This is a genomic window from Candidatus Tisiphia endosymbiont of Ceraclea dissimilis, from assembly GCF_964030735.1.
In the GTDB taxonomy this organism is placed as follows: Bacteria; Pseudomonadota; Alphaproteobacteria; order Rickettsiales; family Rickettsiaceae; genus Tisiphia.
In genome coordinates, this window is record NZ_OZ034917.1 from 1014720 (window position 1) to 1038897 (window position 24178).

16 protein-coding genes and 1 tRNA gene are annotated in these 24178 nt (G+C 33.2%); 3 read left to right on the forward strand and 14 right to left on the reverse strand.

The features are described from left to right. Window positions 1-436: 436 nt before the first annotated feature. The 9 genes from prfA to ACQH1V_RS04975 form a co-directional block, all read right to left on the reverse strand. Window positions 437-1504 (reverse strand): peptide chain release factor 1, encoded by a 1068-nt coding sequence (gene prfA / locus ACQH1V_RS04935; protein ID WP_341758936.1) that lies wholly within the window; start codon window positions 1502-1504, stop codon window positions 437-439. Window positions 1505-1561: 57 nt separating this feature from the next. Continuing rightward, window positions 1562-2803 (reverse strand): pyruvate dehydrogenase complex dihydrolipoamide acetyltransferase, encoded by a 1242-nt coding sequence (locus tag ACQH1V_RS04940; protein ID WP_425360054.1) that lies wholly within the window; start codon window positions 2801-2803, stop codon window positions 1562-1564. Between the two features lie 14 nt (window positions 2804-2817). Further along, window positions 2818-3273 (reverse strand): translation initiation factor IF-3, encoded by a 456-nt coding sequence (gene infC / locus ACQH1V_RS04945; RefSeq protein ID WP_425360055.1) that lies wholly within the window; start codon window positions 3271-3273, stop codon window positions 2818-2820. Between the two features lie 348 nt (window positions 3274-3621). Then, entirely contained in the window at window positions 3622-5535 is a 1914-nt protein-coding gene (gene thrS, locus ACQH1V_RS04950) for a threonine--tRNA ligase (protein WP_425360056.1), read from the reverse strand. 133 nt (window positions 5536-5668) lie between these two features. Beyond that, on the reverse strand, window positions 5669-6295 hold the full coding sequence (locus tag ACQH1V_RS04955; RefSeq protein ID WP_094648941.1) for a hypothetical protein: 627 nt from the start codon (window positions 6293-6295) through the stop codon (window positions 5669-5671). A 108-nt stretch (window positions 6296-6403) separates the two neighbouring features. Continuing rightward, window positions 6404-8668, reverse strand: coding sequence for a tetratricopeptide repeat protein (locus tag ACQH1V_RS04960; RefSeq protein WP_425360057.1), 2265 nt, complete (start codon window positions 8666-8668; stop codon window positions 6404-6406). Beyond that, window positions 8665-10071 (reverse strand): hypothetical protein, encoded by a 1407-nt coding sequence (locus tag ACQH1V_RS04965; protein WP_425360058.1) that lies wholly within the window; start codon window positions 10069-10071, stop codon window positions 8665-8667. The genes ACQH1V_RS04960 and ACQH1V_RS04965 overlap by 4 nt, the downstream gene beginning before the upstream one ends. A 287-nt stretch (window positions 10072-10358) precedes the next feature. Beyond that, window positions 10359-10907: a CDP-diacylglycerol--glycerol-3-phosphate 3-phosphatidyltransferase gene (pgsA, locus tag ACQH1V_RS04970; protein WP_094648700.1), complete on the reverse strand. Its 549-nt coding sequence runs from the start codon at window positions 10905-10907 to the stop codon at window positions 10359-10361. 104 nt (window positions 10908-11011) lie between these two features. Continuing rightward, window positions 11012-12103: an ankyrin repeat domain-containing protein gene (locus tag ACQH1V_RS04975; RefSeq protein ID WP_425360059.1), complete on the reverse strand. Its 1092-nt coding sequence runs from the start codon at window positions 12101-12103 to the stop codon at window positions 11012-11014. 160 nt (window positions 12104-12263) lie between these two features. Here ACQH1V_RS04975 and ACQH1V_RS04980 point away from each other — a divergent pair, with 160 nt between their 5' ends. Continuing rightward, window positions 12264-12704, forward strand: a complete 441-nt coding sequence (locus ACQH1V_RS04980) for a nucleoside triphosphate pyrophosphohydrolase (protein WP_425360060.1) — start codon at window positions 12264-12266, stop codon at window positions 12702-12704. 143 nt (window positions 12705-12847) lie between these two features. Here ACQH1V_RS04980 and ACQH1V_RS04985 read toward each other — a convergent pair whose 3' ends face one another. The 4 genes from ACQH1V_RS04985 to ACQH1V_RS05000 form a co-directional block, all read right to left on the reverse strand. Beyond that, window positions 12848-15118 (reverse strand): NADP-dependent malic enzyme, encoded by a 2271-nt coding sequence (locus ACQH1V_RS04985; RefSeq protein ID WP_341749225.1) that lies wholly within the window; start codon window positions 15116-15118, stop codon window positions 12848-12850. 36 nt (window positions 15119-15154) lie between these two features. After that, window positions 15155-16087 (reverse strand): AEC family transporter, encoded by a 933-nt coding sequence (locus tag ACQH1V_RS04990; protein WP_094648722.1) that lies wholly within the window; start codon window positions 16085-16087, stop codon window positions 15155-15157. A gap of 399 nt (window positions 16088-16486) precedes the next feature. Next, window positions 16487-16562: transfer RNA gene (locus ACQH1V_RS04995), tRNA-Phe, on the reverse strand. A gap of 210 nt (window positions 16563-16772) precedes the next feature. Further along, window positions 16773-17618 carry a peptidylprolyl isomerase gene (locus ACQH1V_RS05000; protein WP_341749224.1) on the reverse strand — a complete coding sequence of 282 codons (846 nt, stop codon included), beginning with the start codon at window positions 17616-17618 and terminating at the stop codon, window positions 16773-16775. Between the two features lie 139 nt (window positions 17619-17757). On the opposite strand from ACQH1V_RS05000, the gene secA reads away from it, so the two are divergent. Together secA and ACQH1V_RS05010 are read left to right on the forward strand one after the other, a co-directional pair. Continuing rightward, window positions 17758-20490, forward strand: a complete 2733-nt coding sequence (gene secA, locus ACQH1V_RS05005; RefSeq protein WP_425360061.1) for a preprotein translocase subunit SecA — start codon at window positions 17758-17760, stop codon at window positions 20488-20490. 503 nt (window positions 20491-20993) lie between these two features. After that, window positions 20994-22736, forward strand: a complete 1743-nt coding sequence (locus ACQH1V_RS05010) for an ABC transporter ATP-binding protein (protein ID WP_425360062.1) — start codon at window positions 20994-20996, stop codon at window positions 22734-22736. 100 nt (window positions 22737-22836) lie between these two features. Here the strand turns inward: ACQH1V_RS05010 and ACQH1V_RS05015 are convergent, their stop codons facing one another. Continuing rightward, complete coding sequence (locus ACQH1V_RS05015; protein WP_341748632.1) at window positions 22837-24123, reverse strand: citrate synthase; 1287 nt, start codon at window positions 24121-24123, stop codon at window positions 22837-22839. Between the last annotated feature and the right edge of the window lie 55 nt (window positions 24124-24178).

Sequence of the window (24178 nt, forward strand, 5' to 3'; positions counted from 1 at the left end):
CTCAGAAATTAGCTCTTTTTAGCAGCAGCATTAATGCTATCAACCTTCTTCCCTAACTCCACAATTATCTTGCCACTTGCATCATATTTTGCTAGTTTCCTAGTACTACAGTTGTAGATTGAATGTGAGTGTTCACGGAAAAAAGGTTAAAGTATAAGATGTCATTGCGAGGAGGTTGCCAGACCGACGAAGCAATCCAGGAAAGTGATTAGAAATGGATTGCTTCGTTGACCTTACGGTCTCCTCGCAATGACGCTTGGTGATCAGGTTTTTTTATTCATCACAAAAAAATCGTGAATGCTCACATCTAAACTACAACTGTAGTACTAGATACCTACTTTCACAGGGATGAAACTAAGTCAAGCGAATGACAACGTTGCTAAGAACAACAATTTAAGATTACTTCATTGTCACAAAATGACTCCTCTTAATAACGTTAAACTTCTGAAAGTTTTTTTGCCTCATCAGCCGATATTAAAGCTTCAATAAATTCGTCTAACTGCCCATTTTTTACGACATCTTCTATTTTATAGAGAGTTAGGTTAATTCTATGATCAGATACTCTGCCTTGCGGGAAGTTATAGGTACGAATTCTTTCCGATCTATCACCAGAACCAACTTGACCTTTACGTACTTCGGCTCTTTCCATATCTTTTTTATATCGCTCTGCTTCATAAACCCTAGAACGAAGAATTTTCATAGCTTTAGCTTTATTTTTATGCTGTGATTTTTCATCTTGTAAGGCAACGACAATACCAGTTGGTAAATGGGTAATTCTTACCGCTGATTCGGTGGTATTGACATGTTGTCCACCTGCTCCCGATGCTCGATATGTATCAATTCGTAAATCTTTGTCATCGATCTTAACGTCTACATCTTCTGCTTCAGGCAAGACAGCAACGGTAGCTGCCGAAGTATGGATCCTCCCACTTGACTCAGTCTCAGGGACTCTTTGCACTCGGTGGACGCCTGATTCGAATTTAAGTTTAGAGAATACATCGCGTCCTTGAATCAAGGCTGATGCTTCTTTATATCCACCAATACCAGTATCTGAGATTGATAATATTTCAAAACGCCAGCTTTTTAATTCGGCGTATCTGTGATACATATTAAATAAAGTTGCTGCAAATAATGCCGCTTCTTCTCCACCGCTACCAGCTCTTACCTCGATAATAGCATTTTTTGTATCAGCTTCGTCTTTTGGTAACAAAGAAAGTTTTACCGCCCTTTCTAGTTTAGGCATCAGAGCTTCTAAACGATGTATTTCATCATATATCATTGATTGTGTATCATGGTCTAAATTTGCTTCTTGTGCCATTTCTTTGATATCGCGTAACTCGGATGTAGATTTATTATATTCATTAATTGTTTGAACAATTGGCTCTAGCCCAGCATATTCCTTCGATGCTTTGATAAATTCTTCTCCGACTATACCAGTGCTTAATTTTTTTGATATTTCTTCATATTTGTTTAAGATTTTTACTAGATTATCAGAAAAGCTCATAATTTATTCTATGATTTAAGTTTTAAGTTGTGATGAAGATAAGATGCAAATCAGAAATTATATAAGCATCAATGCAGGGCTTTCTATAAATTTTTTGAATGAAGTCAAAAATTTGGCTCCAACAGCACCATCAACAACTCTGTGATCAGAAGAAAGGCTAACATCCATCATAGTAGCAATTTTTATCTGATCATTGTCAACTATTGGACGTTTTGAACTTGCTCCTATTGCTAGGATACAGCTTTGTGGTGGATTTATTATAGCATTAAAGCTCTTAACACCGTACATACCTAGGTTAGAGACGGAAAAACCACCCCCTTGAAATTCTTCAGGAGTTAATTTATTATCCCGGGCTTTTTTTATAAGAGTTTGTAATTCGCGGGATAATGTCACCAAATCTTTTTGATCGGCATTTCTGACGATAGGTGTTATAAGACCGTTATCGATTGCTACAGCAACTGATACATCGACGTTATTATAATATCGAATAGCAGATTCATCCCAACTGGCATTTGCTTCCGGTACAATTTTTAGAGCTTTGGCTACTGCTAAAATAACAAAATCATTGACAGAAATTTTAATATTACTCTCTTCTATCAGCGATTTATTGATATCTTCTCTAATATCAAGCAACTTATCCATATTACATTCTATTGAGAGATAGAAATGTGGAATGGTTTGTTTAGATTCAAGTAAACGTTTAGCGATGATTTTACGAATATTGTTATTGGGGACAGACCTGTATTCCTGGTTATTTCTGTTCACCGCCCTAATCTTACCACTATTTGTTGGTTGCACTAAGTAGGATAATACATCTTTTTTAATTATTCTACCATGTGGTCCACTACCTTGAATATTTGACAAATCAATATTATCAATAGCTGCTAATCTTCTAGCCAAAGGTGAAGCATATACTCTAGCAGTATCTTTTATTGTTTCGTTTCCCGGAGTTAAATTAACTGATTTACTTTCCTCTACAACTATTGCCGGCTTTTCAGATGATTTAGCAACATTATCACTACTTGCTATAAAATTATCCAATAAGCTTATATCTTCACCTTCTTCAAGTAATACAGCAATAAGTGAGTTGACCGCTACATTCTCTGTACCTTGTGGTACAATTATTTTAGCAAGAACCCCTTCATCTACAGATTCCACTTCCATAGTAGCTTTATCTGTCTCTATTTCTGCTATAACATCCCCTGGAACAACCTTATCTCCTTCTTTTTTTAGCCATTTGCTAACATTCCCTTCAGTCATAGTTGGGGATAGAGCAGGCATGAGAATCTTAATTGGCATAATATTAGTTCTAATTAGTTCGTTGGTATTTTTATGGTATTAGGACTGACTAACATAATTATCTGTTTACCCTCCATTTTAGGAGCAGAATCAATCTTAGCCAAACCTTCTAGTTCTAACAATATACGGTCAAATAACTTCATACCAATATCGTTATGGATAATCTCTCTACCTTTGAACCATAAGGAGATTTTTACTTTGTCACCTTCCTTCAAAAAATCCTTGATTTTACGAAGCTTCACATCAAAATCACCCTGACTAATGTTTGGCTTAAACTTCATCTCTTTAAGGACAATAATTCTTTGTTTTTTCCTGGAATCTTGAATACGTTTTTTACTATCATATTTAAACTTACCAAAATTCAATATCTTACAGACAGGAGGCTCAGCATTTGGTGAAATTTCTACTAAATCTAAAGCAGCCTTTTCGGCATACTCCAAAGCTTCCCTAATACTGACGATGCCAAGCATCTCACCATTTTCACCGACTAAACGAACTTGACTAGCCCTAATTTCCCTATTAGCCTTCGGAAAATTACTGCTCTTAACTCCAGAAATAAAACTTCTCCATAATTATTGTTTAAATAAAATTATATTATTACTCAAATTATTTTGAGCATATAACTAACCCATTCTAGTTAACTCGTCATTGCAAGGAGTACATAAACCTCAACTGTCATTGCGAGAAGCTACTTTAGTAGCATTGAAGTAATCCATTTCTAATTACCTTTATGGATTGCTTCGTTGCCACTTTGCAGCTCCTCGCAATGAAGGAGTGAGTGGACTCGCAATGACATTTAGCTATATTCAAAATACCACTTACGTTAAATAGCGGGTATTCTGATCTTTCACAAGCTTTACTAGATTTTCTAAAGAAATAATTTCTTGTTGATCAGATCCGAGTTGTCTTATAGTCACAGTATTATTTGCCATTTCCTGTTTACCAACAACAGCTATTATAGGCACTTTATCATTAGAAAAACAACGTATTTTATAATTAATCTTTTCAGGCGAAATATCAACATCTGACCTTACCCCTTCACTAACCAATAATTTATGCACCTCAAGTGCATAATCATTTAAATCACTAGTGATAGTAGCAATAGCTACTTGTACAGGAGCTAACCATAGAGGGAATCGTCCGGCATATTCTTCAATTAATATACCAATGAATCGTTCAAAAGAACCAATTACAGCCCTATGCAACATTACTGGTCTCTTTTTCTCACCGTTTGCTGCAATATAGTGGGCATCAAGACGTTCTGGTAAGACAAAATCAACCTGTAGAGTACCGCATTGCCATTCTCTACCTATTGAATCTTTAAGACAAAAATCTAGTTTTGGTCCATAAAATGCTCCATCACCAGGGTTTAATATGTAAGAATAACCGGCTTCTTTTACGGCATTTTTTAGAGCATTTTCGGCTTTATCCCAAACTTCATCACTGCCAGCCCTTACCTTAGGACGATCTGAAAATTTAATTTTTATATCCGAAAAGCCAAAATCTTTATAAATCTCGGTTAAGAGACTACAAAATTTTACTGTCTCGCTGTTAATTTGCTCTTCGGTACAGAAAATATGGGCATCATCTTGCCTAAAAGCCTTTACTCTCATCAAACCATGCAATGCTCCAGATGCCTCGTTTCTATGACATAAACCAAATTCAGACATACGCAATGGTAAATCTCGATAACTTTTGATACCTTGCTTAAAAATCTGCACATGACATGGACAATTCATTGGTTTCATAGCCAGCGTTTTATCATCAGCAAGATTTAGAGCAAACATATCTTCCCTAAATTTTTCCCAGTGACCAGAAGATTCCCACAAGCTTTTATCAACAAGTACCGGAGTTTTTACCTCAATATACCCCATTTTTCTAATTTTATTTCTGATATATTGTTCGATAGTGCGGTATATGTTCCAACCCTTATCATGCCAAAATACCATACCTTGAGCTTCTTCCTGAAAATGGAACAAATCAAGTTCCCGCCCTAATTTTCTATGATCACGTTTCTCTGCCTCTTCAAGCATATACAGATAATTGTCCAACTGCTCTTTTGTTGCCCAAGCTGTACCATAGATTCTTTGTAGCATAGGGTTCTTACTATCACCTCGCCAATATGCTCCTGCTACTTTCATTAATTTAAAATGTTTAATGAAGCCAGTTGATGGAGCATGCGGACCACGACAAAGATCAATAAAATTACCTTGCCGGTATAAGGTAATATCCTCATTGTCCGGAATTTCCGAGATTATTTCAGCTTTATAATGTTCACCAATTGATTTAAAGAATTCTATAGCTTGATCACGATTCCATACTTCTCTAGTGATTTTATCATTTCTTTTAACAATCTCATGCATTTTTGCTTCTATCTTCAGCAAATCTTCCGATGAAAAAGGTTGCTCCTTAGCAAAATCATAAAAAAAGCCATTTTCAATAGCTGGTCCTATAGTTACCTGGATATTGGGAAATAATTCTTTAACTGCCTCCGCTGTTATATGAGCAGCATCATGACGTATTACCTCTAAGCATTTAGAATCTTTATAGGTTAGAATTCTTAAATTACAATCAAATTCTATCGGCAAGCTTAAGTCCTTTAGCTCATTATTTACCTCAATAACCAAAGCATCTTTTGCTAGAGAAGTAGAGATTTGACTAGCTATCTCCAACCCCGTAATATTTTTTGTAAATTGCTTTTGTGTTCCATCTGGAAAAGTAATAGTAATCATTGTATCTTATCTAATTTCAACATCTCCATATTATATTGTTAATAGCTTATATTCAACTTAAATTTTAATATAGCTAATTAGCCATTTGTTTCAACAAAAAGGATGTCACCAATCTTTCCCTAATTGACTATACCTACTCTTCTAATAATTGTTCACGTATTGCTTGTAAGTCATCTTGACAATTATTCCAAACATCTTGGATTTCTTGTTCATAAGCAACTAACTCCAGCATAGTCCAATTAAACTGTTCAAAAAGCTTATATGCATTATTTAGCCCTCTATAAATAGCATCTATATTAGATAATGTTGTAGAAAATAATTCTTCTATTCTCGCTTCTTGTGATTTTTTATATTCACCATGACTAGCGGTACCAAATTCTGCTATATCATGCATCTGATTGGTTCGTATCTGTATTTCCACATTACGACTAGGTGTCCCAACGGCAAGCACGACATGCAGAGAACTATAACCATTATGCTTAGGATTAATAATATAGTCTTTATATTTCTCAAGATTGTTAGGATATAGATCATGAAGAATATCCAATACTTTGTAACAATCTTCTTGCTTATCAACTATAATTCTAAGAGCCACTAGATCAGTTAATTGATGAAAATCAATATTCTTTCTTAACAGCTTCTTTAAGACAGAAGCAGGGTCTTTTAGCCTATATGATATGTTCTCTACTATAGAACTCTCATGCAAACTAGTACCAATAGTACTGACAATCTTGTGGAAATTATATAACATAAAACTCATATTACTCTATAATATTTTAGAGATATTAATAAAAATTACCACTTCCTGTCAATGACTAAATTATTAAGTTATAAATAAGATATTTTAATAATATAATTTGTTATCGAATTAGTTATAAACCTTAACTTGCTTTTTCCATAAATCCATGTCATATTGTTCACAATATTCAAACATGGCAGTAGTATTAGGGTGACGTATGCCGAATTCTTTAACTTGAGATTTACCAAAGAATTTATAATTATATAAATCTTTTGATTTACAGGCGGCTATAGCTGCTTGACTATATAAGTAACTAACTTGTGCAATATTTTGACGATTATCTTTATATAAATAATGATATATAGTATAAGCTTTTTTATAAGATGCTATTGCTTCTTTAATATTATCTTGAGCAAATAAAATCTCACCTTGTACCACATAACTAGCCGCCAGATCCGGATTTTCATAATAATTTGTATCATTAACATCTCTACTCTTTGCTAAATATAGGTCTATAGCTTTATTAATGTGATCTAGACATTCATCCATCTTACCCAGTCCCAATTCACTTCTTGCCAATTGTGTATAAATCCTTGCCACTTGCTTGGAAGCATAAGCAATCCCTTCACCTTGTAAATGATACATGTCACATAATTGTTTAGCTTGAGCATAGGATTCTTGATATCTACCAAGATAGTTTAGTATTGCCGCCCTAAGTAGATAAGATGAAGTATAATATCTATTATTAGGGGGTAATCCGTTTTTTGTAAGTACCTCAATATTTTTATCGATATAAACTAAAGCCTCATCATATCTACCTTGGATAAAAAATAAGCTTGCCTTTAAAGAATATATTACAAATACATCAGATTCTTGGAGTTCTTGTTTTAATAATTTTTGCATTTTTTCAAGGCGTTCTTCGGTAATTTTTATATGACCTAAAGATACTTGAGATTTAGATAAGTGTAAGTCTAAAATAAATTTTAAGGCATCACAATCATTAAGATCATCTAAAATCTTTAATGCTTGAGTAACGTAAGAAATAGCCACTTCAAAATTTGTTAAGGACATTCTATTATACGCCCCTATTGTTCCTAAATATCGAGCATAATGATATTTTTGATTTTCGGACATTTTCCAAAGTTTAAAGTTACCTTCCTTATATTTTTGTTCGAACCAATCTGTCATTTCTTTTACTTTACATATATTACTATCATTTATACATAAAGAGAGTAAATCAGCTCTTAAATTAAGCATTGCATATACGCCAATATTATATTTTTCCGAATTTTTGAAAAGAATTTTCAGATTTTCACGTATAGTCTTTGATTCTCTCCATATATGTATCAACAATACCGAATTTTTAGGTTTAGGTAGTTTTAAAATAATATCTTCTAAATACATTTTATTGTTTTTAGCTCCATTTAGCTCCATGATCTTATTAGCAATAATATCATGCATCTCAAAAATATGATTACCTTGGTTAGGATCAATGCTGCTAATCAGTAGGAACTTAGATAATTTATATATATCGTCATCTAGAGTATCTTTACTATCAGTAATGACACTAAGTAGTTGCTTTGAGAAACTCTGATTATTTAGTAAAGCTATTTTATTAAGTAACTTTACTGCACTAGGCTTTAATCCCTGTATAGCCATATTAATATTTGTTGTTATTTTATCAGCTGAGTGATAAATTTTATTCTTATATTCTTCTCTATCTAAACCTTTGATCTTATTTAATAATTGAATGCCTTGAACTATAAGTATAGGGTAACCATTAAATGCTTTTATTAAAAATTCAATATCTTTTTCGTCTTTATTACTTAATAAATTACTAGCTAAAATAGCGGTAGTATCTTTGTCAAATAAAGCCATTTCTATAGTGTTAGGTAATTTCTCACTATCTTGCGAACAAAATATTATATTTCCATTACTCTCCCAATCAATAAACTCTTGAATTTTGTTATTTTCATTAATTTTTAGATTATCAAATATTAATAACCACTTATTTTTGTCAGTTAAATACGATATTACTTCCTTCTTTGCTAAAGTAATATTTTCAGATATATTAGCATTTCTAATACTATTAAGCTGTTTAGCTAACTTGACAAATTGCTCATTAAGATCAACATTACAATCAAAAAACCAAATAATATCGTAATCAGCCTTATTATCATAGGCATGCATTCTAACAAATTGCGTTTTGCCAATACCGCTAGTGCCTACTATACTTACCTGTTTATGTTTACTTAAGCTATCCTTAAGTGCATTACGCTGCTTCTCGTGACTTACAAAATAACTAACTGGTATAATCAAATTAGATATTTGTTCCTGAGCAAATGAATCATTGACCACAATTAACATTATAAGTAGCAAAAAATTCTTATTCATTTTTTTCTCTTAATTAAAGAGTTTAATAAAATGACGTTTTCTTCTTGTTGGTTGTTCCAATTCTTCAAATCATTTGAGTAAATCTCTATAACATTACTTTGATTATGACTTATTTGATAGTTATAACCATTCGTTTGCAATAGATTAAATACTTGACTTAGATTAAGTAGAAAAGGGTTAGCATGGGTTTTGAAAAAATTATTTGACGTTTTTAGCAGCTCTTGTGCTGTCATTATAGGATAACCATCATATTCAAAATGTAGTACCACCTTTTGCTTTATACTGTCAATAGTTAATTTAATATTATGCTTGGTAACAAAAGGTTGGTTTTTTAACAAAAAGAATAGATAGCTAATAACACTATAAATTATTTGATACAATGCTGCATTAGAAGAAAAATGTAATATTTTTGCTTTACTGGAAATTTTAAACGATATATTCTCATCTTCCTGATTAAATCTATCAATAAATAAATCAACTAATTTAGTGGTATCAATTTCTTCTATTTTATTTTCTTGGTACAATGTTATAGAGCAAGGTACTTTACCACCAAAGTTTCTTAACCTATAATCCTTGAGCATATCTTCTTGATTATCGAAATTATTATCAAGCAACGATATTTGATTAGCTTCCTGAGCAAATAAACAATTAATTTCCAAATCTTTTTGTTTATTAAAATCATTATTCCAAATCTTTTTCATTAGGAAGGTTTCACAATGTTTTAATTCTCTTTGATGATTAAGTTTGAGTTGCTCTAATTCTGCAGTATGTTCATCTTGATAATGTAATGCATAAGACTTACTGAAACTGCTAAATAATATTTTTAATAGAACATATAACAAGATCATATTAGCTGTAATAAATGCAGTTAATAGCCAAAAGTTTCTTTTGATCTCTGTTTCTACTTTATGCCAAAATACACTATTAATTGCCAGGCTAATATTAAGTTGGTAAGAATCGTTAATATGATATATTTTATCTATTTGATAATTTTGCATTTTAGTATTTGAATGAAGAAAATTTTTATTCAGTTCTATCTTGTAATTAATGAATTCTGGAATACTCCAATCTAATAGTTCCCCAAAACGGAAAATATTATAATTTTTACATTTTAGTGCTTCAGTACATATCTCAATCTCACTACTAGTAATGTTAATTGAAATGTTTTTGTCCTGAATATTGCTAGATAAGTAATATGCTAAAGAAGAAAGTTTATTCATACTTACCTCTACTATTTTGTCATAATTGGTTTGCAGAATTTGTGCTTTTTTCATCTCAACTTTATCATTATAATATTGATATAATGATATTATAATTGTGCTATAAATTATAATAATTAAGGTAAATATCTTAAATAAATTTTTTCTTAATTTATCTAGATATGGTGAATTTTGCCCTTTCATAAATCAATAAACTAATAGTTGAAAATTACACAAAATGCCCTAGGAAACTGTTGAAGATAATTACCCCGACAGCCTCTTAGGTTCATTAGCTGCTTGATAACCACATGTCGCAGCTTAAATACCCCTATATTTAGTTATATATCACACTTTTTATGCTACGTTAAGTTACTATTATGTCAATAAATTTAATTTTTTCCATTGTTAATGAATAATTATTTTAAAAGAAAAAACGAACTAATAGTAATATTGCTTTTTGGTAATCAATTTTTTTACAAAAGCCTACTTGTTTAAAAATATTTACTGCAAGCCTGCAAATATGAGTATCCTGTTATGACAGTCAGAAGTGCGGCAATCCATAAAGCTATTTGCCCTATTAAATCCATGTGAATTATACCCGAACCTTTAGAACCAAGAATTAATACTGACAAAGCAAACATTTGGGTAAATGTTTTAATCTTAGCTAATCTAGATACAGGAATACTTACTTGAATTAAAGCTAAAAATTCACGTAACCCAGCCACCAAAAATTCACGAGCCAAAATTAATAAACACGGTATCTCTCCTGCAACTCCTTTTTTTACCAACATTATAATTACACAACCTACTAATAATTTATCAGCTATAGGATCAAACATTTTACCAAATCCTGATACTAAATCAAACTTCCTAGCAAGATAACCATCAAAAAAATCAGTAATACTAGCTAAAATAAATAATATCGCTGCAATTCTATGAGCAAGCTTAGAACTATCTAGATAAAAGGTCATTACAATAATTGGAATAACCGCTATACGAGCTATCGTCAGATAATTTGGTATATTTTTGTCAATAGTCATTTATTATTACTTTTTGATCTTTTCCCATGAACAACAACGACGGATTATGATCTAAATATAAGAAAATAGGAACCATTTTTTATAAAATAACTTAAAAAACTAATCTATCCTACAGTTAAATTCATACCATCATCATTACTAAAGCATAAAGAACCAACTGGTACTACTGTATCATCATATAAACTCATTGATGCAATTAACAGTCCCGACTCCTGTTTACTACACTCAGGCTCAATTTTTTCGTTTATATTATGTAATACTGCTAAAACATCATACACCCCCAAAGCTCTTGCTTTATCTATGATATATTTTTGTAATTTATTACTATCTTTACAATCTTTATATTTATAGTATTCATATAATTTAACTAATGCCACTAAGCTTTCACTAGCAAAGTCTTTTGTGTCAGATATTGGCAATCCATTAAGGAAGGTTTTTATACTATTGATAGCCCTAACAAAATATTCTACTTGATTTTCATCCGATAAAATACCCTTATAAAAATTTGTCATTCCTTCATAGAATTTGGCGTTTTCTTTTTCCTCAGGTGGTTGTAAGTTTGGCATTGTAACTTTAGCACTTTCTTTCACCAACGCCTTATGGAGTTCAACATAATTGTAACCTCTTTTATTTGCTACATTTTGCTTTGCTCCTACATTTTTTAATTCTCCTAATATTAAATAATCCTTATGAAAAATTGCTAAGTGAAGTGGTGTATTGCCGTCCTGATCTTGAATATTTAAGTCTATTCCAGGATGTTTAATCAGTAAACGAACAGTTTTTATACTATTAACAGTTACTGCACGATGTAACGCAGTATGTCCATAAAAATCTTGATTATTAGGATCAAATTTATTTGCAAGTAAGATTTTTACAATTTTTGCGGCTCCATAGCAAGCAGCTTGATCAAGTAAAGTTGCCTCTCTTGTATCTCTTTGCTGACTTAAATTACTACCAAATTTGTTAATTATTAATTTTACTATCTTTGCATGTTTATCACTTACGACTAGGGGCGTTAATGCTTGAAATAAATCTTCTGATTTAATTTTAGAATTGAAATTAGGACACCTACTATTTAACAATTCAAGTGTTTTATTGTCCCCAGCTTTAATAGCATATATGAAAACATGTTCCAAAAATGATTTATTTGATATGTAGCTATCTCTCTCTTTTTCTGTTATTTTAATTTTTGCCATAAAAACGCTCTTAATTAATACCCTATATCAGTTATAAAATAAATATAGCATAAATATTTAGTGCCACTAATAACAAAAGATATTATTTTAGAAAATTATTTTTGTAACAGGGTTATGTGTATGGTGAGTTACTATTACAAAAAATTATAACGAAAAAATTATGACAAGAAAATATTGTTTTAAAATGGATAAACTCATTCGTGATTTGGTACCAGGAATTATGCGGTCTCGTGGTGTTTCGGTATTTGAACGTAGTATGAAAGAAGATGAATATATCCAGCGTCTTAAGGATAAATTGTTGGAAGAATCACAAGAAGTGATTGATGCCCAAACACCCGATGAAGTTTCTGAAGAACTAGCTGATTTGCTTGAAGTAATTTATGCATTAAGTAAAGAATACAACTTATCGATGGAACAAATTGAAGCAAAGCGGTTTATTAAGAAACAGAAAGATGGTGGTTTTGATAATCGTATTTATGGCTCTTATATAGAAATGCATTCTGACAACGAAAATATTGGTTATTTTTTAGCTAGACCAGAAAAATATCCTGAAATAAAACCATCTGACCTGCTTAACTTAGTGTCACCCATGCGTAAGTAGGGGGCTAGATTCCGCACCGAAGCGGGAATGACAAATTACTTTCTTGTGTCACCCCTGCTTCAGTGCGGGGTCTAGATTCCCGCCTATGCGGGAATAACAAAAATAGAATTACTTTAGTTATTGCAGGCGGTCTCTAAATTATCCTAAAGGTTTATTGCATCTATACAAGCAAATGTGGCAATTTTTGTTATCTCACTTGCTGATGCCCCCATTCGTACTATTTGTACCGGATATTCAAAACCATTAATTATTGGTCCGATAAAAACACCTCTGGCTAATTCTTGTAATAGTTGTGTTGAGATTGCAGCTGAATGCAAACCAGGCATAATCAAGACATTAGCGGAACCTGATAACCGACAAAACTTATACGAATTACGTAAATTGGGGTTTAGAGCAACATCAGCTGACATTTCACCATCATATTCAAAATCTAGATTCATCCTATCTAGGATTCTAACAGCTTCCCTTACTCTATTTGCCTTTTCTCTCATTGGATTACCAAAAGTTGAGAAGGAAAGTAAAGCAATCTTTGGAGTCATTCCTATATTCCTTGCTATACTGGCAGTTTGCAAAGTTATTTCTACAAGATCTTGCTCACTTGGTAGTTCAGTCACGCTATTATCAGCAATAATTATATTATGTTCCTTGGTAATCATAATAGAATATCCCAATATTCTATTATTCTTTTTGGGTTCCATCACCTTCATAATATCCTCTAAACTATTATAATAGCTCTTTGTTACGCCAGTAACCATACAATCTGCATCACCGCAAGCTATCATGATAGCTGAGAATATATTTTTATCACTTTTAACAAGTCTAGCACAGTCACGGTATAAATACCCTTTACGCTGTAATTGGCTATAAAGAGTATCTATATATTTATTAAGATTTTGGTTAATAGCCGCATTCATTACGGTAATACCATCTAAATCATAATTCATACCTATTTTATTTAAAACAGCAGATATTTTATCATACCTACCCACTAGGATAGGGTGAGCATAACCAGCATCTCGCATAATAATAGCAGCCTTAATTACCTCTTCCTCCTCGCCCTCAGCAAAGACTACTCTTTTAGGCACTGATTGTTGGATTCTTTCAAATAACAGATTCATGTAATGCGAGGTAGGATTTAGTCTGCTCTCCAATTCCTTTGCATAATTCTTGAAGTCAAAATCTGTAATTCTAGCAACCCCACTATCTATAGCTGCCTTAGCTACTGCCATCGAAACAGTGGTAATTAATCTTGGGTCAAATGGCACAGGAATTATATACTCTGGACCAAAAATCATTTTTCTACCAGGATATGCTTTATAAACTTCATCGGGTACAGCTTGTCTTGCTAGCTCCGCTAAAGAAAGGGCTGCAGCTATTTTCATTTCCTGATTGATAGTAGTAGCTCTAACATCTAAAGCTCCACGGAAAATATACGGGAATCCCATAACATTATTAAGCTGATTATTGTAATCAGAGCGTCCTGTAGCAATAATCGCATCACTTCTAACTGACTGTATATCCTCTGGAGTAATTTCTGGGTCTGGGTTAGCCATCGGGAAAATAATGGGATTTTGAGCCATGCTAGCTACCATTTCTTTTGATACCGCACCTTTAGAAGATAAACCAAGGAATACATCAGCTGACTTCATAGCATCACTTATGGTACGCAAATCGGTTTCGACAGCGTATAATTCCTTCCATTCATTCATCCCTTCTTTTCGACCCTTGTAAACAACCCCCATTTTATCACATAGTATAACATTTTTTTTGTCGACACTAAGAGCAATTAGTAATTCAATACAAGCAATCGCTGCCGCCCCTGCACCACTTACTACAATTTTTAAATTATCCAATGAACGATTGGTAATATATGCCGCATTAATAAGACCTGCTGCAGCAATAATAGCCGTTCCATGCTGATCATCATGAAAAACTGGTATCTGCATACAGCTTTTTAATTTTTCCTCAATTATAAAACATTCAGGAGATTTAATATCTTCTAAATTAATACCGCCAAAACTATAACCAAGATATTTTACGGCATTAATAAACTCATCTGGATCAGTAGTATCTATTTCAAGATCGATAGAATCAATATCAGCAAATTTCTTGAATAAAACAGCTTTTCCTTCCATTACCGGTTTTGACGCAGCTGCCCCCAAATTACCAAGACCAAGAATGGCTGTACCGTTAGTTATTACAGCAACTAAGTTACCTCTAGCCGTATATTTATAAACGTCATCTATATTCTTAGCAATTTCAAGACATGGTGCTGCTACCCCTGGCGTATAAGCCAAAGCCAAGTCCTGTTGAGTATCCAAAGGCTTAGTTGCAGCAATAGCAATTTTGCCTGGTTTTCCATTGCTATGATATTCTAAGGCTTTGAGATAATTTATTTTATTCATTTCATCCATAAATGTTACTCCTTAATTACTTCAAGTTTTCTACTATTAGATATTTATCCACATCAGAACTGACAATGAAACTATTGAAAAAAGTGTTGTGAAAGTAATAATTGATGCCATAGATTCTGGGTCTCCACCAAGCTGACGTGATAAAGCATAAGAGGTACTGGCACATGGTAAACAACTATATAGAACCCCAACTGATTTAGCAGTACCAGTAATTGACATTAATGACAATACTATTATTGTAACAATAGGAAAAGCCACTAACTTAACAAAACTAGTAAATAATACATTTTTCAGAATCGTACCACGCATAAAGAATTTAAGACCTGCTCCAACATTAAGCATACCTATAGCTAAAGCAGAATCAGATAGGGTAGATAAGGTTTTTTTTATGATAAGATGTAATTCTAAATTAGAATAATTAAAAAGGAACCCAATAATACTAGCGATAATCAAGGGATTTTGTACTATTAATTTAAGTGTCCATATAAAGCTAGTTTTAGAACTCTGAGCTACAGAACTATCAGGAACATAATGTGAGAAAATCATTACTGATATGATATTGGTAAAAATAATCATATAGGATGCAATCGCCGATACTATAGCAAGTCCTTCTTGCCCCAAAAGAGGACTACTAACGCCAAAAAAGATATAATTATTATAGCGTACTGCCCCTTGAAAGGTTGAAGTAAACTGAATTTTATCAAAGTTGGTTTTTTTCTGATAAATAATTAAAGCAACAGCAATAATAGAAGAGGAGATGATTAATGCAAGTACCAGCCTTATTATAGAAGATGCATTTAAATCAGCTACGGATATACTATTGAAAAGCATGATAGGAAAAAGAAAGAAATACGATAATTTTTCTATCCCCCTCCAAAATTCTTCAGAAGTTAACCATTTCCTTTTGATAATACTACCAAGTAATGGAATTAAAAGAATAGGTAATGTACTAGAGAAGATATCATTCATCAGTCGACGATTATCCCAATTGCTAATTGTCATGCAATTAGCTGTAAATTATGCGTTACAATTAAATTTTTCAATTTGCATAATATCAGAGTTTTATTGCAAATCAAGACGTATACTTAAATATAGCTAACCCGATTAGTGTTATAGTTCAATTAATTAGTTACTCACCTTACGTACACATACGTTAGTTTAAAAAGGTAATAATTAGAAAGTTGTCATTGCGAGAAGGCGTTAGCCGACGAAGCAATCTCTACTCTTTTATGGATTGCCACGCCACCTACGATGGCTCGCAATGATATCAATTATTTTCTGCAATTTTTAAATTGCCATGAAGGTTATTTGCAAGGCGAGTCACTAAATAGACCAAGAAGCTTTTTGGCAAATTTCATTTGTTAAAGATGGTGGCCAGAGCAGGAATCGAACCAGCGACACAAGGATCTTCAATCCTTTGCTCTACCAACTGAGCTATCTGGCCGTTTTTTACTAAAGGTCTATAGTCAATTGATGAGAAGTTGGTGACGTCATCGCTCAATGCTTGCCTATTACTTATAGGCTCCATCGTTCCTAACCCCAAATTCTCCTGAATTGACTACAAAGGTCTAGCGTTTGCAAAGAGGTAAAGAGACCAAAACTTGTTTTAAAGCATGATCTCTACCCTTAGCACATCTTTGAATATAATACTAGGCTATTTTTTAGTCTCATCTGTTACTTGTGACTGTGGTAACATTATTTTGACATCAGCTTTACTCTCAAGATCAGCGACATACTTTAATATAGCATCCCTACTAAGCCTATTGGTTATATTAGCGGTAGCTTCCTCTTTAGAAGGTATCTGTGCAGGTCTTTTGTCAAGAACCATAATAATATGCCAACCAAACTGAGTTTTAACCGGAGAAGAGATTTCATTTACTTTCATTGATAATGCTTTATTTTCAAATTCAGGTACTAATTGTCCAGAAGTAATATAGCCTATTTCTCCGCCATTTTCTTTAGAACCTTCATCTTTTGACAAATCTTTAGCAAGCTTAGCAAATTTTTCTCCTTTATTAAGCCTATTTTTTATATTTACTGCTTCTTTTTCAGTTGCAAGCAAAATATGGCTTACTTTTACTTCTTCTTTTCCTTTTAAGCTAGCAACTAGTTTATCATATTCAGCATTAATCATCTTCTCATCAACATGAGATTTTACATAACGCTCCATCAATTCTTGCTGAATCATTTGGTTTTTCGCTATATTCAATTTAGCTTGAAATTCTTTTGAAGATTCAATATTAGAATTTTTAGCTTCTTGCTCAAGCAATTTTGTATCGATATAACCATGAACTAACATTTTCTGTATATTTGCATTAAGATCAGAAAATTTCTTACCTTTAGCACTTGGTTGGTTATCTAAAGAAGACTGGAATTGCTGCATAATCTGCGATTCTTTTACTTCGCCACCTTTATAAGTAGCAACAACTTTATCTTCGTTAGCGAAAGCACTGCTCGCAAGTAAGCTAGCAGATAAAAAAGCTATAGATATTCTTTTCATTTGTTATCCATTTATATTTATTATTATGGCTAGATTTTATAATGATAACCACCTGACGTCAATAGCTATTTACAATTTGTTTGATAAATATTATAAAATACCCTATTTTATAAGGTTATTTACAGAATTTAGGATATAAATGTTTTCTTTACTTAAAAAATTATTCGGCACAGCAAACGATAGAAATATCAAAAAACTATTTTTAGAAATTGAAAAGATTAATTTGCTTGAACCATCGATACAAAAGCTTTCTGATGATCAATTGAGAAATAAAACAGAGCAATTTAGGCAAAGATTAAAAAATGGGGAGTCATTAGATGACCTAACCTATGAAGCTTTTGCTGTCGTACGAGAAGCTGCAAGAAGAGTCTATGGAATGAGGCATTTTGATGTTCAGCTAATTGGTGGATTGATATTGCATCGTGGGATGATTACTGAAATGCGTACAGGGGAAGGAAAAACTTTAGTTGCCACATTACCGGCATATTTGAATGCTCTTACTGGTGAAGGAGTACATGTTGTTACGGTAAATGATTATTTAGCAAAACGTGATGCTGAGTGGATGGGGAAGATATATAATTTCTTAGGATTATCTGTTGGGTGTATCGTTGCTAATATCAGTGACAAAGAGAGACATGATGCCTATAGAGCAGATATTACTCATACAACTAATAACGAGCTTGGCTTTGATTTTCTCAGAGATAACATGAAATATAGCGAAGACTCTAAGGTACTTCGTCCCTTTAAATTCGCTATTATTGATGAAGTTGACTCAATTTTAATTGATGAAGCAAGAACTCCACTAATTATATCGGGTCCAGTAGATGATCGCTCGGATTTATACACTAAGATTGATAAATTGGTTTGTCAATTTAAAGATGAAGATTACGAAAAAGATGAGAAATTACGAACCGTTAATCTTACTGAGGATGGTATAACTCATGTAGAATCAATGCTTGTGACCAATAATCTTATTGAACAAGGTTCAAGCCTTTATGATTTTGAGAATTTAAGTTTGGTTCATTATGTCAATCAATCATTGAGAGCCCATATTCTCTTCAATCGTGATGTTGATTATTTGGTGCGTGATGGTAAAGTGATGATTATTGATGAATTTACTGGGCGGGTGATGGAAGGTAGACGTTATTCTGAAGGGTTACACCAATCACTAGAGGCAAAAGAACATGTGCCAATTCAAAACGAAAATCAAACTTTGGCTTCTATTACTTTTCAAAACTATTTTAGGAATTATCCCAAATTATCAGGCATGACTGGTACGGCAATGACCGAAGCTACAGAGTTAAAGGACATATATAATCTTGATGTACTAGCTGTTCCTACTCATAATCCAATCACTAGGATTGATTATGATGACGAAATTTACGGCAATAAACACGATAAATATCAAGCTATTATAAAATTAATACAAGAGTGTTATGATCGCGGTCAACCTGTTTTGGTTGGAACGGTTAGTATAGAGAAGTCTGAAGAAATTTCTAAGTTACTTACCATAAATAAAATAACCCATAATGTTTTAAATGCAAAATTTCATCAACAGGAAGCGTTTATTATAGCTCAAGCTGGACGATTTAAAGCTGTGACTATTGCGACAAATATGGCAGGTCGTGGTACCGATATTATGCTTGGTGGTAATCCGGAAATGCTAATAGAGCAACTTTCTCTACAAAACCTACCTGAGGAACAGTATCAATTAGAAATGATCAAAATAAAGGAGCAAATATCTGAAGAGAAGCAGCGGGTAATAGAGGCTGGAGGGTTATTTGTTATAGGTACCGAAAGACACGAGAGTCGTAGAATAGATAACCAGTTGCGAGGAAGAGCCGGTAGACAAGGTGATCCAGGTAGTACAAAATTCTTCTTGTCTCTAGAAGACGACCTTATGCGTATTTTTGCTTCAGATCGTATTTCTGGAGTCCTAAGAACGTTAGGTTTAAAAGATGGTGAAGCAATCCATCACCCTATGATTAGCCGTTCACTTGAGAAGGCTCAGCAGAAGGTTGAAGGACATAATTACGAGATACGTAAAAATTTATTACGTTTTGACGATGTTATGAACGATCAACGTAAGATAGTTTACGAACAACGCACTGATATCATTGCATCAAACTCTGCCCATGATTTTTTAGCTAGCATGACAAAAGAACTAGTAGAAAAAGTGGTATTAACTTTCATTCCCCCCGGTTCTTATAGGGAAGACTGGGATGTAAATGCTTTAACAGGAGAGTTGCAACGTATTTTTGCTGTAAAACTAAATCAAGAATCTATAACCAAGGCTAATGTCACCGAAATAGAGGTGACATCTAATGTTGTGCAAATGGTAAATGACCTATACCAGGCAAAGAATGAAGCATATAGCGTTGACTTGATGAATGACGCAATTAAATATATTCTACTAACAACTTTAGACCAAGTATGGAAAGATCATTTACATAATTTAGATCATTTACGACAAGGTATATCACTAAGGGCTTATGCTCAGAAAGATCCACTTAACGAGTATAAAAGAGAAGCGTTCAATTTATTTGAACAAATGCTTGATAATTTGAAGGAGCTATTTATCCAGAAAGTTTGTCATCTTCATATGGATACTAGCCACATTAAAAAAGAATCAATGTCTTTGGCAAACAAAACACTGCAAAAGACCATGCGAGAAACTAGGGAAGACCCTGCTTTTAGTAAATATAATGCAGGGATTAGTATTGAAACTCAGCTTAAACCTATTAAAACTCAAGTCAATCCACAGGATAGAATACCATCAGATCAATCAAGTTGGGGAAAGGTGGCTAGAAATGAGATATGTCCTTGTGGTTCCGGTAAGAAATATAAATATTGTCATGGAAGTAATGAATAAACCTCTCCGACAAATTATTTCATTCCCGCTTTCCATTGTCATTCACGCGTAGGCGGGAATCTAAGACCTCTGCTTTCGCAGGGGTGACACAAAACAGGATTGCTTTGTCGTACTTTAGCACCCCTCGCAATGACGTTTAGGGTGCATATACGTCATTGCGAGACCACGCAAGTAGGTCGTGGCAATCCATCTTTGGTTACTTTTATGGATTGCTTCGTCGACCTACGGTCTTTCTCGCTAATAGACGTTGACCACATACGACTTTTAAACTATTCGGTCTAAAACCGCTTCCTCTTCTAACTTTCAACAGTTGTGCGGCTTACGCCTTCTCGCAATAACGATGTGTTGCAACAGTAATGTACTGAGTTAAGGAATAAAAAAAAATAACCAATACCGCAAAAATAATGAAAACAGCTATTAGTGGAGCAAAAAAATCTGTTATATATAGATATAACCGAATTTGGAATAATTAGTTATTCTAATTCTTAAACAAAAAATAACTCATGCAAAATAAATCTATTATTACATTTTTTTGGCACCATATAAAACCATATAAATGGTTTTATATGGCTATGCTACTTGCTCCTACTGTAAGTAGTTTTTACCCGTCTGCTAATTATTATGCGATTAAATTATTTCTTGATACAATAGCTGGGCAAGAAAATTTAACTTACCAGTTAGTTCTACTGCCGATTGTAATATTCATGTCTGCACAAGTGATATTAGATTTGGTTTGGCGTATCAGTAACATATCTGAATGGAAAGCGGTACCTTATGTTCGGTGTTCTATATTGCTTCAATCATATGACTATGTTCAGCATCATTCTTATCCGTTCTTCCAAGAAAATTTTACAGGAGCTATCAGCAGCAAAATCAAAGGCATTTTGGATGGATATGATAAATTCTGGGCGGAAATGCATTACGGATTGCTGCAAAAGTTTTTTAAATGTGTTGTAAATTTTTGTGCCCTTAGCCTTGTTAACACAAATCTTGGCATATTTGTACTAATATGGTGTAGTTTTTACATACCAATTATGTATAAACTCTCAACTAAATTAAACCAACTATCTTGCTTAGAATCAGAAAGTAAGCATTTTATAATTGGACAAGTTGCCGATAAAATTACTAATATTATTTCACTTTTTTCTTTTGCTTCTAGGACAAGAGAATTAAAGGCACTAGATAATAATATATTAAATGATTTTATTCCCAAACAGGTAAAAGCATACAAATATAACTTTAAGACTCAAATAGTAGCTATGTGCTTCTATTTTGCTTTAATTGGTTTTATTCCATTCTATATGCTGCATTTGAGAATACATGGCTTAATTTCTGTTGGAGATTTTGCTTTTGTCTTTGGTATTGCCTTGATTGTTGCACAAGATATCTGGGATGCAACAGTTTCATTGCAGAATTTTACCAGATCAATGGGTGAGCTGAAAAGTGCTTTGTCACTAGTTACTATCAACCAGCAGGATTTGGATAAATTTAGTGCAAGTCCGCTAATAGTTGATAAAGCTATTATTGAATTTAAAAATATCAATTTTGGTTATAACAAAGAGCTGATCTTTAAAGATATGACTTTTTCTATTAGTCCTGGTGAAAAGGTAGGAATAGTCGGTCATTCTGGTAGCGGCAAATCAACACTTATTAATCTCTTGTTACGTTATTTTAAAGTGGCAAATGGTCAAATTTTAATAGACGGACAAAATATTGACAATGTTACTCAGGATTCATTACGACAAAATATCGCGGTAATCCCTCAAGACACTTTGTTATTTCATCGAACGCTGATGGAAAATATCAGATATGGGAACCAAGAAGCAACTGAGGCGGAAGTAATTGAGGCAAGCAAAAAGGCACATATCCATGAATTTATTACAACATTGCCAGAAGAGTATAATACTTATGTTGGAGAGCGAGGTATCAAATTATCTGGTGGACAGCGGCAAAGGATAGCAATAGCGAGAGCTATTCTAAAAGATGCACCTATTTTGATCTTAGATGAAGCAACTTCTGCACTTGATAGTCAAACCGAGCGTTTTATCCAAGATAGTCTTAACTTCCTAATTCAAGATAAAAGAAAGACTGTGCTTGCAATTGCCCACCGCTTATCTACTTTAAAACATATGGATAGGATAATTGTGCTAGATAAAGGGGTAATTATTGAAGAAGGCACACATACTACATTAATTCGTAATAAACATAGTCTATACAAAAAATTATGGAAGTTACAAGAAATTTAGGTTAGGATATAGTCAATTCAGGAAAATTGGGTAGAAGGAGCAATGGAGCAACGACGTCACCAATTTCTCATCAATTGACTTAATAGCTACATAAACTCTTTTATCTTTTATCAAAAGGCATAAATTCTCTTTGTACATACCCAGTATATAATTGCCGAGGTCTGCTAATTTTTTGTTCTGGATCTTCATGCATCTCTTTCCATTGCCCCATCCAGCCGACAGTTCTTGCCATAGCAAACAATACTGTAAACATCTGTGATGGTATACCCATAGCCTGATAAATAATACCAGAATAAAAATCAACATTCGGATAAAGCTTGCGATCGATAAAATATTGGTCATTGAGAGCAATTTTTTCAAGCTCAGTAGCAATTTGTAATAAGGGGTTATTACGGTTCCCTAACTCATCTAATACTTCTTTGCAAGTTTCTCTAAGTACAATTGCTCTTGGATCATAACTTTTATAAACTCGGTGACCAAAACCCATTAATCGAAATGGATCATTTTTATCTTTTGCCCGTGCGATATATTCCGGAATACGGTTTATGGTGCCAATCTCTTTCAACATGTTAATTACTGCCTCATTAGCTCCACCATGGGCTGGTCCCCATAAAGAAGCTATGCCAGTACTGATACAAGCAAATGGATTAGCTCCGGACGACCCGGCTAAACGTACTGTTGAAGTGGAGGCATTCTGCTCGTGATCAGCATGAAGGATGAATATTTTATCTAAGGCATTCTTTACTACCTGATTCACCTTATATTTTTCACAAGGGGTTGAAAACATCATATAGAGAAAATTTTCAGTAAAATCTAGACTATTATCAGGATAGATAAAAGGCTGTCCTATTGAATATTTATATGCCATTGCCGCAATAGTTGGCATTTTGGCGATCATTCTAATAGAAATCAATTCACGTTCATTTTCTTCTACATTTAGAAAATCCGGGTAGAATGCAGATAAAGAGCCTACCACCGCCAGCATAATTGCCATAGGATGATCTGATGGACAAAAAGCCATAAATAAATTTCTAAGCTGCTCATTAATCAAAGAATGATAAGTAATTTTCTGAGAGAAAGATTTATATTGATCAATAGTCGGCAATTCACCATTTAATAGCAAATAGGATACCTCTAAGAAATTACTTCTTTCTGCTAATGTTTTAATATCATATCCCCGATATCTCAATATCCCCTGATCACCATCTATATATGTCATAGCTGATTTACAAGCTGCTGTAGACATAAATCCAGGGTCGTAAGTGAAATAGCCTGTTAATGAATATATACTGCTAACATCAATAACATCTTGACCGATTGAGGCTCTTTTGATTGGTAAATTAAAGGTTTTATCTCCTATTTTTAGTTCAACATTTTCTACTTTCATATATCCTTCATTTTTTCATAATGATGCCAATTTACTATTGCTAACACCTTCTCGG

Excerpts from the sequence above, each read along its gene's own strand:
- ACQH1V_RS04980 (WP_425360060.1), top strand. The coding sequence starts at position 12,264 with ATGACAAGAAAATATTGTTTTAAAATGGATAAACTCATTCGTGATTTG.
- ACQH1V_RS04965 (WP_425360058.1), bottom strand. The coding sequence starts at position 10,071 with ATGAAAGGGCAAAATTCACCATATCTAGATAAATTAAGAAAAAATTTA.
- ACQH1V_RS04955 (WP_094648941.1), bottom strand. The coding sequence starts at position 6,295 with ATGAGTTTTATGTTATATAATTTCCACAAGATTGTCAGTACTATTGGT.
- pgsA (WP_094648700.1), bottom strand. The coding sequence starts at position 10,907 with ATGACTATTGACAAAAATATACCAAATTATCTGACGATAGCTCGTATA.
- ACQH1V_RS05015 (WP_341748632.1), bottom strand. The coding sequence starts at position 24,123 with ATGAAAGTAGAAAATGTTGAACTAAAAATAGGAGATAAAACCTTTAAT.
- ACQH1V_RS05000 (WP_341749224.1), bottom strand. The coding sequence starts at position 17,618 with ATGAAAAGAATATCTATAGCTTTTTTATCTGCTAGCTTACTTGCGAGC.
- ACQH1V_RS05010 (WP_425360062.1), top strand. The coding sequence starts at position 20,994 with ATGCAAAATAAATCTATTATTACATTTTTTTGGCACCATATAAAACCA.
- ACQH1V_RS04940 (WP_425360054.1), bottom strand. The coding sequence starts at position 2,803 with ATGCCAATTAAGATTCTCATGCCTGCTCTATCCCCAACTATGACTGAA.
- secA (WP_425360061.1), top strand. The coding sequence starts at position 17,758 with ATGTTTTCTTTACTTAAAAAATTATTCGGCACAGCAAACGATAGAAAT.
- thrS (WP_425360056.1), bottom strand. The coding sequence starts at position 5,535 with ATGATTACTATTACTTTTCCAGATGGAACACAAAAGCAATTTACAAAA.
- ACQH1V_RS04990 (WP_094648722.1), bottom strand. The coding sequence starts at position 16,087 with ATGAATGATATCTTCTCTAGTACATTACCTATTCTTTTAATTCCATTA.
- ACQH1V_RS04985 (WP_341749225.1), bottom strand. The coding sequence starts at position 15,118 with ATGGATGAAATGAATAAAATAAATTATCTCAAAGCCTTAGAATATCAT.
- ACQH1V_RS04975 (WP_425360059.1), bottom strand. The coding sequence starts at position 12,103 with ATGGCAAAAATTAAAATAACAGAAAAAGAGAGAGATAGCTACATATCA.
- infC (WP_425360055.1), bottom strand. The coding sequence starts at position 3,273 with ATGCTTGGCATCGTCAGTATTAGGGAAGCTTTGGAGTATGCCGAAAAG.
- ACQH1V_RS04960 (WP_425360057.1), bottom strand. The coding sequence starts at position 8,668 with ATGAATAAGAATTTTTTGCTACTTATAATGTTAATTGTGGTCAATGAT.
- prfA (WP_341758936.1), bottom strand. The coding sequence starts at position 1,504 with ATGAGCTTTTCTGATAATCTAGTAAAAATCTTAAACAAATATGAAGAA.